At 44.6% G+C, this 13,377-nt stretch carries 14 protein-coding genes; 12 read left to right on the top strand and 2 right to left on the bottom strand.

The annotated features are described in order from the left end of the window. Nucleotides 1-152: 152 nt before the first annotated feature. From lexA to PQR79_RS17445, 6 genes are all read left to right on the top strand, one after another. Nucleotides 153-767, top strand: a complete 615-nt coding sequence (gene lexA / locus PQR79_RS17470) for a transcriptional repressor LexA (protein ID WP_188917653.1) — start codon at nt 153-155, stop codon at nt 765-767. After that, nucleotides 764-1,270: a cell division inhibitor SulA gene (locus PQR79_RS17465; protein WP_238104721.1), complete on the top strand. Its 507-nt coding sequence runs from the start codon at nt 764-766 to the stop codon at nt 1,268-1,270. Before lexA ends, PQR79_RS17465 begins: the two co-directional genes overlap by 4 nt. Nucleotides 1,271-1,662: 392 nt before the next feature. Then, nucleotides 1,663-3,708, top strand: a complete 2,046-nt coding sequence (coxB, locus tag PQR79_RS17460) for a cytochrome c oxidase subunit II (protein WP_238104723.1) — start codon at nt 1,663-1,665, stop codon at nt 3,706-3,708. A gap of 10 nt (nt 3,709-3,718) precedes the next feature. Next, complete coding sequence (gene ctaD, locus PQR79_RS17455) at nt 3,719-5,314, top strand: cytochrome c oxidase subunit I (RefSeq protein WP_160052003.1); 1,596 nt, start codon at nt 3,719-3,721, stop codon at nt 5,312-5,314. Between the two features lies 1 nt (nt 5,315). After that, nucleotides 5,316-5,879, top strand: a complete 564-nt coding sequence (locus PQR79_RS17450; protein ID WP_238104725.1) for a cytochrome c oxidase assembly protein — start codon at nt 5,316-5,318, stop codon at nt 5,877-5,879. Continuing rightward, the gene (locus tag PQR79_RS17445; RefSeq protein ID WP_238104726.1) at nt 5,876-6,751 is read left to right on the top strand and encodes a cytochrome c oxidase subunit 3; all 876 of its coding nucleotides are present in this window, start codon (nt 5,876-5,878) and stop codon (nt 6,749-6,751) included. The genes PQR79_RS17450 and PQR79_RS17445 overlap by 4 nt, the downstream gene beginning before the upstream one ends. Before the next feature lie 7 nt (nt 6,752-6,758). Here PQR79_RS17445 and PQR79_RS17440 read toward each other — a convergent pair whose 3' ends face one another. Next, nucleotides 6,759-6,977: a DUF2909 domain-containing protein gene (locus tag PQR79_RS17440; RefSeq protein WP_238104728.1), complete on the bottom strand. Its 219-nt coding sequence runs from the start codon at nt 6,975-6,977 to the stop codon at nt 6,759-6,761. Between PQR79_RS17440 and PQR79_RS17435 the strand changes: the two genes are divergently transcribed. The 5 genes from PQR79_RS17435 (at nt 6,925) to PQR79_RS17415 (ending at nt 10,869) form a co-directional block, all read left to right on the top strand. After that, nucleotides 6,925-7,743 (top strand): SURF1 family protein, encoded by an 819-nt coding sequence (locus PQR79_RS17435; protein ID WP_238104730.1) that lies wholly within the window; start codon nt 6,925-6,927, stop codon nt 7,741-7,743. The genes PQR79_RS17440 and PQR79_RS17435 overlap by 53 nt on opposite strands. Before the next feature lie 35 nt (nt 7,744-7,778). Continuing rightward, entirely contained in the window at nt 7,779-8,330 is a 552-nt protein-coding gene (locus tag PQR79_RS17430; protein WP_238104732.1) for a redox-active disulfide-containing membrane protein, read from the top strand. Next, nucleotides 8,330-9,310 (top strand): COX15/CtaA family protein, encoded by a 981-nt coding sequence (locus PQR79_RS17425; RefSeq protein WP_238104734.1) that lies wholly within the window; start codon nt 8,330-8,332, stop codon nt 9,308-9,310. The genes PQR79_RS17430 and PQR79_RS17425 overlap by 1 nt, the downstream gene beginning before the upstream one ends. 13 nt (nt 9,311-9,323) lie before the next feature. Further along, complete coding sequence (gene cyoE, locus PQR79_RS17420) at nt 9,324-10,232, top strand: heme o synthase (RefSeq protein ID WP_238104866.1); 909 nt, start codon at nt 9,324-9,326, stop codon at nt 10,230-10,232. 76 nt (nt 10,233-10,308) lie between these two features. After that, a complete protein-coding gene (locus PQR79_RS17415) occupies nt 10,309-10,869 on the top strand; it encodes an SCO family protein (protein ID WP_372943106.1) in 561 nt (186 codons plus the stop codon). Nucleotides 10,870-10,900: 31 nt separating this feature from the next. On the opposite strand, the gene PQR79_RS17410 is transcribed toward PQR79_RS17415, so the two are convergent. Next, nucleotides 10,901-11,959 carry a polysaccharide deacetylase family protein gene (locus PQR79_RS17410; RefSeq protein ID WP_238104736.1) on the bottom strand — a complete coding sequence of 353 codons (1,059 nt, stop codon included), beginning with the start codon at nt 11,957-11,959 and terminating at the stop codon, nt 10,901-10,903. Between the two features lie 14 nt (nt 11,960-11,973). On the opposite strand from PQR79_RS17410, the gene PQR79_RS17405 reads away from it, so the two are divergent. Then, nucleotides 11,974-13,317 (top strand): MATE family efflux transporter, encoded by a 1,344-nt coding sequence (locus PQR79_RS17405; protein WP_238104738.1) that lies wholly within the window; start codon nt 11,974-11,976, stop codon nt 13,315-13,317. Nucleotides 13,318-13,377 lie beyond the last annotated feature (60 nt).

Genomic DNA, 13,377 nt, shown 5'->3' with positions numbered 1-13,377 from the left:
GTAATTCAATAAAAATATCGTATAAAAACGATATAAAACAGATTGATAGAGGATGTAGGCAGAACAAATATCAAAAAACAGTTGGTTAATACTTGCGCGAACAAAAACACTGTATATAATGACAGTCACTGTATAAAAAGACAGGAATCATCATGAGACCGTTAACGCCACGCCAAGCAGAGATTTTAGACTTAATTAAAAACAATATTGCCGAAACCGGTATGCCACCGACTCGTGCTGAAATTGCAAAACGTCTTGGCTTTAAAAGTGCAAATGCTGCCGAAGAGCATTTAAAAGCATTAGCCAAAAAAGGCTTTATCGAGATCATGCCTGGTACTTCAAGAGGTATCCGCTTACCTCATGAAGAAGAGCAAGAATCTGGTTTACCGCTTATTGGTCAAGTTGCCGCAGGCGAACCAATTTTAGCGCAAGAACATGTTGAGCAATATTATCAAGTTGACCCAAGCATGTTTAAACCCGCCGCAGATTTTTTATTGCGAGTACGTGGTGACAGTATGAAAGACATTGGCATTTTAGAAGGCGACTTACTGGCCGTTCATAAAATGCAACAAGCACGTAATGGCCAAGTTGTTGTGGCCCGCGTTGAAGACGACGTTACGGTTAAACGTTTCGAGAAAAAAGGCAATGTGGTGTATCTACATGCTGAAAACGAAGCATATAACCCGATTAAAGTAGACTTAAGTTGCCAAAGCCTCACCATTGAAGGGCTTGCCGTTGGCGTTATCCGTAATGGAGATTGGTTATGAACAAACTAATGGGCACCGCCCCGCGCCACCCAGGCTTATGGGTTGATTTAACAGAAGCTGATATATATGGCAACCAAACCATTCAAACATTACAAACCGTTACTCAAGGTGAGTCTGAGCTAGGGCAACTGTGTAGCCAACTAGCAAGCTTAAGCCAACAAGGACGCTGGATTGTATTAATTAGCCCACCACACATTGGTTACAAGCACATGCTTGCCAATGCAGGTGTAAGAATGGATCGCATCTTATTAGTACATACTAAAGATGAAGTTGAAACTTTATGGGCCATGGAAAAAGCATTAACCAGCGGCACCTCTAGTGCGGTCATTACCTGGACTAGCTCACTCGATGCTCGCGACAGCCGCCGATTAGAAATCGTTGCAAAAAGTGCCCGAGCTTTAGGTGTGGTGATTGAAGATGTGAATGCTCACTCACCTGAAAAACACCAAATTGTTAATCCATCTATAACAACCGCAACAAGTAATTTTTCAGCATTTCATTAACGACGAACCCATAAACACCAAGCCCTGCATTCAAATCAGGGCTTTTTTTTTGCATTTTTTCAGACGATTAGCGAACAAAGTGATCTTGATCAATGTTTGATCTACAAGTAATGTTGTTAACAAGGGTGAAACATTGTCTATCCTTAATATGACGTGAATTGGCAGCACAACAGCCATCGATGGGAACACGTCAACATAAATTGATTAGTTCAGTCGTAGGTACAAGTGTGGTGTTCAGCTAACAAAAAATGCGTAGGCTTGCAGCCTACAACCACCAGAGTACTTTGAGGTCATCAAACTTTTTTGGGAATCGAAGAGTTTGCATAGAGCAGAGACTTACTGTGTGACTCTTCTTTGTAATTGCTATTTGCAATTATCAGAGGAGAAGTCTTGTGAAGCAAAGGTGGTATTGTTTGTTGGTGGTGCTGTTAGCACTTCCACTCGGGGCTGCAGAAATGCCCCTCAACATGACTCAAGGGGTAACAGATATCAGTGGTAGGGTTTACGACCTCCACATGACGATTTTATATATCTGTTGTGCAATTGGGTTAGTGGTGTTTGGGATCATGATTTACTCGATGATCTATCACCGTAAATCTAAAGGTGCTGTCGCGGCCAACTTTCACGAAAGTACCAAAGTGGAAATCGCTTGGACCGTCATCCCGTTTATCATTTTAATTGCGATGGCAATTCCTGCCACCAAAACCCTCATTGCAATGGAAGATCCCAGTAACGCGGATCTGACCATTAAAATTACAGGATCGCAATGGAAATGGCATTACAGCTATTTCGATAAAGACATCGAGTTTTACAGCACGCTCTCAACCCCCAGAGAACAAATCGATGGCGACCAAACCAAAGGTGATAATTACCTCCTTGAAGTAGACAAACCACTGGTATTGCCGATTAATCGCAAAGTACGTTTTTTGATGACCTCAGATGATGTTATCCATTCTTGGTGGGTGCCCGCCTTTGCGGTTAAAAAAGACGCAAATCCCGGTTTTATTAACGAAGCCTGGACTCGCATCGACAAACCCGGCATTTACCGCGGTCAATGCGCTGAACTGTGCGGTAAAGATCATGGCTTTATGCCCATTGTGGTTAATGCGCTATCTGAAGCGGATTTTGATAACTGGCTAGTAGAACAAAAACAACTGGCTGAAACCGAAGCCGCTGCAGCGGCTGCATCCATGTCACAAACCTTATCCCTTGAAGATTTAAGCAAACAAGGTGAACAAGTTTATCTAGCCCGCTGTGCAGCATGCCATCAACCTAATGGCGCAGGTCTACCAGGTGTTTTTCCATCGCTGATTGGCAGCCCAATGATTAAAGGCCCTGTGCAAGGTCACCTTGATATTGTGATTAACGGTAAGCCCGGTACAGCTATGCAAGCCTTTGCAAAACAACTCTCTGCTCAAGAAATTGCCGCTGTTATCACCTATGAACGTAATGCATGGGGCAATAACAGTGGCGATGCCGTGCAAGCAGCAGACGTAGGCCATTTTACAAGTAATGGCGCTGCAACGCCTCAGCCAACAGCCGCAGCACAAATTACAGATACAGCAACGGCTGTTGTTAGTCATGCCGCGGATACGGTAGCTGATACGGCGAACCAAGCTGTCGAAGCCGTTACAAAAGTTGTGGCGCCAGAAGATTTACCCACACTCACCATGGATCAGCTCATGGCAGAAGGTGAGCAAGTTTATGCCGCAACATGTGCAGCTTGCCACCAAGCCACTGGCGCAGGAATACCTGGCGCTTTCCCCTCACTCATTGGCAGCCCGGTAATCACAGGGCCGGTTAGCGGGCATATCGAGATGGTTATGCATGGCAAACCGGGCACTGCAATGCAGGCATTCAGTGCTCAGCTTAGCCTACAACAAATTGCTGCTGTAATTACTTATGAGCGTAATGCGTGGGGCAATAATACTGGTGATACAGTACAGGCGGCAGACATAAGCAACTATGCAAATAACGGTGCCGAAACGCCTCAGCCAACTGTAGCAGCGCAAGTCACTGATACAGCAACCGCTGTCACTGATACTGTTGCAAACGCGGTAACCGATGCAGCTAATCAAGTAACCGAGGCCGTTGACAAAGTCGTCACGCCAGAAGCATCACCCACACTCACCATGGAGCAGCTCATGGCAGAAGGTGAACAAGTTTATGCCACAACATGTGCAGCTTGCCACCAAGCCACTGGCGCAGGAATACCTGGCGCTTTCCCCTCACTCATTGGCAGTCCGGTAATCACAGGGCCGGTTAGCGGGCATATCGAGATGGTTATGCATGGCAAACCGGGCACTGCAATGCAGGCTTTCAGTGGGCAACTCAGCCCACAACAAATGGCCGCAGTGATTACCTATGAGCGTAATGCGTGGGGCAATAATTCTGGCGATGCAGTACAAGCGGCCGATGTCGCTAGTCATGGACAGTAGGGGAAAACCAATGAGCACAACAACGCACGATACTATCGACACTGCGCATGATGAGCATCATCACGGTGCCCCAAAAGGGCTAATGCGCTGGGTTCTCACCACCAATCATAAAGACATTGGCTCTTTGTATTTATGGTTTAGTTTCATCATGTTTTTAACCGGTGGCGCAATGGCAATGGTCATCCGCGCCGAACTGTTTCAACCTGGTTTACAGTTAGTTGAACCAAACTTTTTTAACCAAATGACCACAGTACATGGGTTAGTCATGGTGTTTGGTGCAGTAATGCCAGCCTTTACCGGGCTGGCAAACTGGCTCATTCCGATGATGATTGGCGCACCAGATATGGCCTTACCCCGCATGAATAACTGGAGTTTTTGGATTTTACCTTTCGCGTTCACCATGTTGCTGGGTTCGTTATTTATGGAAGGCGGTGGACCCAATTTCGGCTGGACATTCTACGCACCGTTATCAACGACTTACAGTCCTGATTCAACGGCGCTGTTTGTATTTGCCATTCATATTATGGGAATAAGCTCAATTATGGGTGCAATTAACGTAGTAGTAACCATCGTTAATATGCGCGCGCCCGGAATGACCTGGATGAAGTTACCGCTATTTGTGTGGACCTGGTTAATCACAGCGTTTTTATTGATCGCCGTTATGCCCGTACTTGCAGGTGCAGTGACAATGGTGCTTACCGATAAGTTTTTTGGCACCAGCTTTTTTGATGCTGCAGGTGGCGGCGACCCAGTGATGTTCCAACATATTTTCTGGTTCTTTGGTCACCCAGAAGTTTACATCATGATTTTACCGTCTTTTGGTATTATCTCGGCGATTGTACCCACCTTTAGCCGAAAACCATTATTTGGGTACTCATCAATGGTTTACGCAACTGCTAGTATCGCTATTTTGTCGTTTTTGGTTTGGGCACACCATATGTTTACTACGGGTATGCCAGTATTTGCCGAACTGTTTTTCATGTACTGCACCATGCTCATTGCCGTGCCGACGGGCGTAAAAGTGTTTAACTGGGTAGCCACTATGTGGCGAGGGTCAATGACCTTTGAAACCCCAATGCTGTTTGCTGTCGCCTTTATTATTTTATTCACCATTGGTGGATTCTCAGGACTGATGCTCGCCATTACGCCAGCGGATTTCCAATACCACGACACCTATTTTGTGGTGGCTCACTTCCATTATGTGCTGGTGACGGGTGCCATCTTCTCCATTATGGCCGCAGCGTATTACTGGCTGCCTAAATGGACCGGCAATATGTATAGCGAAACCCTTGGCAGGTGGCATTTTTGGTGTTCGGTGATTTCGGTCAACGTGTTGTTTTTCCCTATGCACTTTTTAGGATTAGCGGGTATGCCACGTCGTATACCTGACTATGCGATTCAGTTTGCTGACGTTAACCAAATTGTCTCCATTGGTGGCTTTGCCTTTGGTTTATCACAATTGATTTTTCTGGCAGTGGTACTTAAGTGTATTAAAGGCGGCAAGCCCGCTGGGGATAATCCATGGCAAGCCGCTGATGGCTTAGAGTGGTCAATCCCTAGCCCTGCGCCTTATCACTCGTTTACAACCCCACCGGAGATTAAGTGATATGAGTCAAGCGCCAAAATCAAACCGTAAATTACTCACCATGCTTATTTTAGGTTCTATAGGCATGTTTGGGTTTGGGTTTGCCTTGGTACCGCTTTATGACGTGTTGTGCGATACCTTGGGGATTAACGGCAAAACCCAAAATACCGCCAGCAGTTATGACGCGGTCGTTGTTGACCAAAATCGTACTGTCACCATTGAATTTGTCACCCAGGTGCAATCGGGGATGCCATGGGAGTTTGCCCCTAAAGTGAACCAAATTACTGTTCATCCTGGAGCGCTTACCCACGCCAAATTCCTAGTTAAAAACCTGTCGGCAAAAAACATTATTGGCCAAGCGATCCCATCGGTTTCGCCTGGTCAAGGTGCGGCATATTTTAATAAGACAGAATGCTTCTGTTTTAATCAACAACCTCTCGCTGCTGACACTAGCGCTGAACTACCACTGATTTTTTATGTGGACCCAGATTTGCCTGCGTCCATTAATACATTGACTCTCTCTTATACCCTTTACGATATCACTGACAAACTAGCGGTATCGGCAAAGCAAGGAGCAGCAAGATGACAACAAAGCATCAAACCTATTACGTACCAGCCCAAAGTGGTTGGCCTATTATTGGCGCCATTGGCTTATTTTTAATTGCCTTTGGTGCGGGTAATTATATTCAACAACTGGCCACCGAAAAAACCTCTGGTGGCTACATATTGTTAGCCGGTATCGCGGTGATTATTTTTATGATTTTTGGCTGGTTTAAAGCCGTAATAGACGAATCAATGGCAGGCCTATACTCGCCGCAAATGGACCGGTCGTTTAGACAAGGAATGAGCTGGTTTATTTTTTCTGAAATTATGTTTTTTGGTGCTTTTTTTGGTGCCTTGTTTTATGCGCGCATGATCTCAGTGCCCTGGTTGGGTGGCGCCTCAAATAACGCCATGACCCAAGAAGTATTATGGCCAGCATTTGAAGCTGTATGGCCATTAGTTAAAACTCCAGATGGCACCACCACCGAAGCCATGCCGTGGACAGGCTTACCGCTCATTAACACCATTATCTTACTGACATCTTCAGTCACCTTACACTTTGCGCATGTCAGTTTAGAAAAAGCCAAGCGTAAACCATTAATTATTTGGCTCAGCTTAACGGTGATATTAGGCGCGGTGTTTCTTGCATTACAAGTGGAAGAATACAGCCATGCTTACCAAGAAATGGGCCTCACGCTCACCTCGGGCGTTTACGGGAATACGTTCTTCTTGCTGACCGGTTTTCATGGCATGCACGTCACCATAGGGACACTGTTTTTGATTATTTTGTTACTCAGGATCATCAAAGGCCATTTTTCTCCAGACAAGCATTTTGCCTTTCAGGCGGGGAGTTGGTATTGGCACTTTGTCGATGTGGTGTGGCTATGCTTATTCATTTTTGTGTACGTATTGTAATTGCAGATTAATAAGGCCGTGTGTTGGGCTGAATATAGCCCAACCCTAAGGCCACCAGCAACACCACAATAACCACAACAGAAAATAAAACACGACGCCCTAAAAATTGACTCATTGACTGCTGATGCTGCCCTTTAACCATAATAAACAAAGCTCTGCCTAGGTTAAATATTATGAATACAAGCAACGAGACTAAAACTAACTTAACAATCAATGGTGTTGTCACAGGCAATCCTTTTGGCGGTGTGAGTGTGTCTCGCGTGTTATTGGTATTGATTACTTTGGTCGTGTTTACCCTTTTGGTCAAGTTAGGACTGTGGCAACTGTCGCGAGCTGAGTTTAAGCAACAATGGCAACACACCTTAGCATTACGTGAGCAACAAGCCGCGCTCAACTATCCGCAACTGCTTTCACTTACAAAGGCGGAGCCATCTGCCTTTGAGGAATCCAACTTACTGACTGGGTATCGTTTGTCGCTACACGCTACCCCTGTTAAGCAACCATTATTACTACTCGATAATCAGGTGTATCAAGGTCAGGTAGGTTACCTTGTCTATCAAGTATTTGAAGTCACAGCTGAGCAACCATGGATATTGGTCGAATTAGGCTTTGTGGGCGCAGGTAACGACCGCCGTGAACTCCCCGCTTTAGCGCCCATTCAAGCTGGGCAATATGCATTCACCGGTCGGGTTTATCAAAAACAGGTTAATCCATTAAGTGATGAACTTCATCCTGAAATACACCCAAACAAGCCAATACGGTTTCAAAACTTAACCATGCCTGCGTTAGCCCAATTATTACAACATGACATTGCCGCAGTGGTATTACAGCCAGATAACGTACCTCAGCACTCACTGCCGCAGCCTTGGGTGCCTATTCCGCTATCGGCGCAAAAACATCAAGGTTATGCCTTGCAGTGGTTCACCATGGCCGCGGTATTTTTAGGGCTGATGTTCTGGATAGCCTTAAGGCAATTTAGACATCAATCATAATTACAACAAAACAATTAAAAAGACGAGGAGATACAATGAACTCCCAACCTAAAAAAAATAATAAAGCATTAATCTTATTATTGGTGGTGTTTGTGTTACCCATTGCGGTGGCCAAACTAGTATTGAGCCTAGAGTTGTACCAAGGCGGTGCAACCAATAAAGGGGCATTACTTTCTGCCGACATTAACTATAAAAGTTTAGCCATGGACAACCCAAAACCACATTCATGGCAGATCTTGTATCTATTGCCACAAACCTGTGAGCAATCATGCCAAGATAGATTATACCTTCTTAACCAAAGCTACATCGCCCTAGGTAAAAACCGTGACAGAGTCAGCCCAATTATTTTGGTTGATAGCCATAGCGACACCAGCATACTCACCACATTACAAATACCTTTTGAGCAAGTAACCGCCAATAAAGCCATCGCGGCATTAATGACCCAGCAACAAGTCATTATTGTTGACCCATTAGGCAGCTTGATTATGCAATATGACGATGTGGCGGGTCGTGATGCCAACATCACCCAGGGTAAAGCCATGATTGCCGATTTACGCAAAATGCTTAAGTTATCGAGGGTTGGCTAATGGCAGTAAAAAGGCTTATTAAGTTCACCTTAGTGTTCACCCTTGCGGTGATTTTAATGGGTGCATATACCCGCCTGTCAGATGCGGGGTTAGGTTGTCCTGACTGGCCAGGATGCTATGGCCATTTAGCCGTACCCAGCGCAAGTCATGAGCTTGCAAAAGTCGAGCAGCATTTCCCTGATATGACTATTGAGCCAGAAAAAGCCTGGCTTGAAATGATCCATCGCTACATTGCTGGCACATTAGGATTGATGGTGTTGGCTATTCTTATTTTATGTCTTAAGCAGCCGCAAGCCCCTAAAAAATTACCCAGCTTTATTGCCGTACTCATTATCTTTCAAGCTGCACTTGGCATGTGGACTGTCACTATGAAGCTCATGCCAATCGTGGTGATGGCGCACCTTATCGGCGGCTTTAGTTTATTTGCCTTGTTGTTACTGCTGTATTTACGCGTTAAACCACTGCGTATCCCCGGAGGCGATAGCCATGCACGCAAATTAATGCCCTTGGCATTAGTGTGTTTAGGGGTATTGATTATTCAGATTGTGTTAGGCGGTTGGACATCATCAAACTATGCCGCATTAGCCTGCACCACGTTACCGATTTGCGAAGGCAACTGGGTTGATAACCTCCGTTTTGCAGATGCATTTTCGCCGTTTCAAGGCGAACACCCCAGTTTTGAATTTGGGGTATTAGACTACCCAACGCGTATGACAATTCATGTGACTCACAGAGTTTGGGCGGTCGTCACCGCCGTTATGCTGATTTGGCTCACAATGAAATTACGCCATTCACACTCAAATACCATGCGTAACAGCGGCTACTTATTGCTGCTGTTAGTCATAGTGCAAGTCGGCCTTGGGATCAGTAATGTGGTAATGAATTTACCCTTAGGTATTGCGGTCTCTCACAACGCGGGAGCAGCATTTTTGTTGCTTAACTTGGTTTTTATTAATTACGCCCTGTGGCGTAAAGCATAAGCGAGGATTGACCATGCCAAAACCTCTTACCCTAAGCCAGCCACAACACAAACTGTCTCTGTCTTGGCGTGCCTATTTTGAAATGACCAAACCTAAAGTGGTTGCCCTAATGTTGCTAACCGTTCTGGTTGGCATGTGCTTAGCCGTGCCAGGTATTGTTCCGTTACAGCCACTAGTCGCAGGGATGGCTGGCATTGCAATGATGGCCGGTGCAGCTGCAGCTTTTAACCATTTAATCGACCGGAAAATTGATGGTTTAATGGCGCGGACCTACAATAGACCACTCCCAAAAGGTAAAGTATCAACCACCAAAGCCGCGGTGTTTGCCGTAATGTTAGGACTAATTGGCTTTGTGATATTGTATACCCTGGTTAATCCACTCACCGCTTGGCTCACCTTTGCTAGCCTTATTGGTTACGCCCTCGTTTATACCGCTTATCTTAAGCGTGCGACCTCGCAAAATATTGTGATTGGCGGATTAGCAGGTGCAATGCCACCGCTACTCGGTTGGACAGCCGTCACTAACGAATTACATGGCTACGCATTACTGTTAGTAATTATTATCTTTACCTGGACTCCACCGCACTTTTGGGCCTTAGCGATACATCGCCGTAAAGAGTACGCCAAAGTCGACATTCCTATGCTCCCCGTCACCCATGGAGTAGAATTTACTAAAACTTGTATTTTGCTTTACACCATTTTGTTGACCATTGCCTGCTTATTGCCAGTATTAGTTGGCATGTGTGGCCCCGTATATTTAGTCGGTTCAACAATGCTCAGTTGCGGATTTATTTATAAAGCTTGGCAACTTAAATACCATGACTATCCTGGTTTAGCGATGAAGGTATTTACCTTTTCTATCTACCATTTGATGGTGTTATTTATTGTGCTGTTGGTCGATCATTATTTTTGGGTTGCATAGAAAGGATTTTGCATTGAAAAAACTTATTGCTGTTGGAGTGCTGGTATTGCTAGTTGCTGGTGTTATGACTTATCAAATGATCCAACCACGGCCGCTTGATTTGGCCACAAGCTATGTATTTGATCAACCCAGAGCATTAGCGCCTTTTACCCTTGCCGATCAATACGGTAATCAATTTACTAACCAGTCATTGCAAGGGAAATGGAGTTTGTTTTTTATTGGCTATACTGCTTGTCCTGATGTATGCCCTACGACGTTGAACAAACTCGCAGCGGCATACCCTAAATTACAAAAAATATCCGAGACTTTTCAAGTTGTGTTTGTGTCAGCCGACCCTGAGCGAGACACGCAAATTAAACGGCTCGATTACATCAACTTTTTCAATAAAGAATTTAAAGCCGTCAGTGCAGATCACAAAGCATTATTTCCGTTTAGTCGTGACTTAGGTTTTGTATATGCCATGGTAGGCGAAGACAGTGACTATCAGGTAGACCACAGTGCATCGTATGTGTTGGTATCACCACGAGGCGAGAAAACCGCCGTGTTTAAAACCAAACCGACACCAGGACAACTGCCGCAAATTATTAACAGTGAACTGATAAGCGATGTGAATAAAATTGTTAGCGCCTGGCACTAGAATAGGAAAATTTACCTGACCGCAATGGCGTTTATTCTTGTGGCCACTTACCGTCATCTTTTGGCCTAATCCACATTTGCGAAAACCAATAATAACCCGTACGGGTTTTACTCGGTACAGTGCAATTATAGCGTGAACGACCTGGCGCCATATCAGCAGGAGCCTGAATACTAAAGGTATCCTCACTTAACCAAATCGGCTTTTTAGCCCCTTGCCCTTGGATAAAACACATCAACTGGTGTGGATATAAATCTCTAGTATCTAAGGTAATCACCAACTTGGGTCTAAATTGACCGGACTTCAATACCGGTTCGCTAATATTTTGCTTTACTACCGGCATAGGCAAGCTTGAAAACTTAACGGTTAAGCTCGATAAATCGGCGTAGGCATTCGCCACCGGAAAACGAGGTAACGCGGTAATGGATGAATACTCACCTGCTGCACCAGATTGCTGTCCAAAGCCCACAAAGCCATGTTTAACTAAAATGGCCTCAAGCGCGGCAGTATACTCACCATACGGATAAGCAAGAAACTTCACGCTTTGTCCCGTGTGCTTTAGCAACTCAGCCTCGGTTGATAAAATATTATTTTCAACTCGATCATGCCACTGTGAGGCGGTTTCTTTGGGTAAACGGCGGATTAAATGTTCATGCCCCCAACTGTGGTTAGCAATCGTTGCACCTTGTTCGGCTAGCGCTTTGATGTCTTGCCAACTCATCATCCCATCATAGCCTGCAATAATTGGGGCCGGCGAGACAAATACAGTAAAAGGGAAGTTATGCGATGCTAAAATGGGCGCAGCATTTTGAATAATACTTTGATAACCATCATCGAAGGTGATCACAATACTGTTATTGGCAATTGACGTGTTATTCTTGATGGCATCAACGGCATCCGTTAACGGCATCACCGTAAAGTTGTTTTCTGCTAAATATTGCATCTGTTCAGCAAACTGTTCTGGAGTCACACTGGTACTCGCGGGCGTACTGTTAGAAACATGATGATACTGTAAAATCACCACCGCATGCGCGTGATGGTGCAACAAACTACAACAGACAACCATTAAACCTAAAACGATTTTTTTAACCATGATTACCCATACCTATGTCAGTTAGCGCTTTACTATTAAATCATCATAAGCATCGTCAATTATTGGCATTAGCGACACCTATGATACTGTCAAATATCACTATTCCACTTTTAGGATTAGTTGATACCGCAGTGATAGGTCATTTAGGCCAAGCTTATTACCTTGGTGGTGTAGCGCTTGGTAGCACCATTATTACCCTAATGATTTGGTTACTTGGTTTTTTACGTATGTCGACCACAGGTCTTGTAGCCCAAGCCTATGGTGCAGACGATAAAATAACTCAGCAACAATTACTGTTACAAGGTTGTATCTTAGCATTAACACTAGGTTTTGCCTGCGTTATATTGCAATCTCCTATTGTAAACTTTGCATTAAGTCTCAGTGATGCCAGTGAACAAGTCGTACTTTACTGCCGACAATATGTCGATATTCGTATTTGGTCATTACCTTTTGCCCTAGTTAACCTAGTATTACTTGGTTGGTTATTAGGGCGCCAAGCGCCTAAAGCTGCCATGTGGCAACTGATCATTGCCAATTGCGCCAATATTATTCTCGATGTGGTTTTTGTGATCGGCTTTAAATGGGATGTCCAAGGTGCAGCGTTAGCCTCAGTGATTGCCGATATTTGCGCGTTCTCTGTTGCTTTAATTATGGTTAACCGCCAACTGACTAAAATGGGCGACTTTAATTTAAAGCATTGTTTTAGCCAATTAACCCTGCGCGGTTATGGCCGTTTATTGTCGTTAAATCGTGATATTTTTATTCGCAGTTTATGCCTGCAAGCCGCATTTAGCTTTATGACCTTCCATGGCGCAGGATTAGGCGACAACATCATTGCGGCTAATGCGGTATTACTTAATTTATTAATGTTGATCTCTTATGCCCTCGACGGCATTGCCTATTACGCCGAAGCAGAGGTAGGCCGCGCTTTTGGACAAAAAAACCAATCGTTACTGCACGACAGCGTGCAACTTGCCTTTTATTGGTCGGCCGCCATTGCCGTGTTATTTAGCCTGTTATTTTGGGGCGCTGGTAGTGGGATCATCCAATTGCTCACCAATGTAGAAACCGTGCAACAAGCTGCAAACCAATATCTTGTTTGGCTGATATTCATGCCCATTTTAGCATTTGGCTGTTATCTATTTGACGGTGTTTATATCGGTGCTGCCCAAGGTCAGGTTATGCGTAACAGTATGATTATTGCCACCTTTGGAGTGTATTTTCCATGCTGGTACCTATTGCAAGCATGGGGAAATCACAGCTTGTGGGCGGCAATGTCAGTCTTTATGCTGTGCCGCAGTGTGACATTAGGCTGGCACTATGTTTATAAGCTTAGAGATAAATTGGCTACTGCATAATAATCATTGAAGGCGATGATACATACATATAACATACTGACTATATTACTTTTTTAAAAC

Origin of the sequence: Shewanella metallivivens (assembly GCF_028750675.1) — a bacterium.
Classification (GTDB): Bacteria; Pseudomonadota; Gammaproteobacteria; order Enterobacterales; family Shewanellaceae; genus Shewanella; species Shewanella metallivivens.
Note: the sequence above shows the minus strand (reverse complement) of the source record. Positions and strands in the feature narration are given on the sequence as shown.

Excerpts from the sequence above, each read along its gene's own strand:
- PQR79_RS17450 (WP_238104725.1), top strand. The coding sequence starts at position 5,316 with ATGAGTCAAGCGCCAAAATCAAACCGTAAATTACTCACCATGCTTATT.
- PQR79_RS17430 (WP_238104732.1), top strand. The coding sequence starts at position 7,779 with ATGAACTCCCAACCTAAAAAAAATAATAAAGCATTAATCTTATTATTG.
- cyoE (WP_238104866.1), top strand. The coding sequence starts at position 9,324 with ATGCCAAAACCTCTTACCCTAAGCCAGCCACAACACAAACTGTCTCTG.
- PQR79_RS17435 (WP_238104730.1), top strand. The coding sequence starts at position 6,925 with ATGAATACAAGCAACGAGACTAAAACTAACTTAACAATCAATGGTGTT.
- PQR79_RS17410 (WP_238104736.1), bottom strand. The coding sequence starts at position 11,959 with ATGGTTAAAAAAATCGTTTTAGGTTTAATGGTTGTCTGTTGTAGTTTG.
- PQR79_RS17465 (WP_238104721.1), top strand. The coding sequence starts at position 764 with ATGAACAAACTAATGGGCACCGCCCCGCGCCACCCAGGCTTATGGGTT.
- PQR79_RS17425 (WP_238104734.1), top strand. The coding sequence starts at position 8,330 with ATGGCAGTAAAAAGGCTTATTAAGTTCACCTTAGTGTTCACCCTTGCG.
- lexA (WP_188917653.1), top strand. The coding sequence starts at position 153 with ATGAGACCGTTAACGCCACGCCAAGCAGAGATTTTAGACTTAATTAAA.
- PQR79_RS17405 (WP_238104738.1), top strand. The coding sequence starts at position 11,974 with ATGTCAGTTAGCGCTTTACTATTAAATCATCATAAGCATCGTCAATTA.
- PQR79_RS17415 (WP_372943106.1), top strand. The coding sequence starts at position 10,309 with ATGATCCAACCACGGCCGCTTGATTTGGCCACAAGCTATGTATTTGAT.
- PQR79_RS17445 (WP_238104726.1), top strand. The coding sequence starts at position 5,876 with ATGACAACAAAGCATCAAACCTATTACGTACCAGCCCAAAGTGGTTGG.
- ctaD (WP_160052003.1), top strand. The coding sequence starts at position 3,719 with ATGAGCACAACAACGCACGATACTATCGACACTGCGCATGATGAGCAT.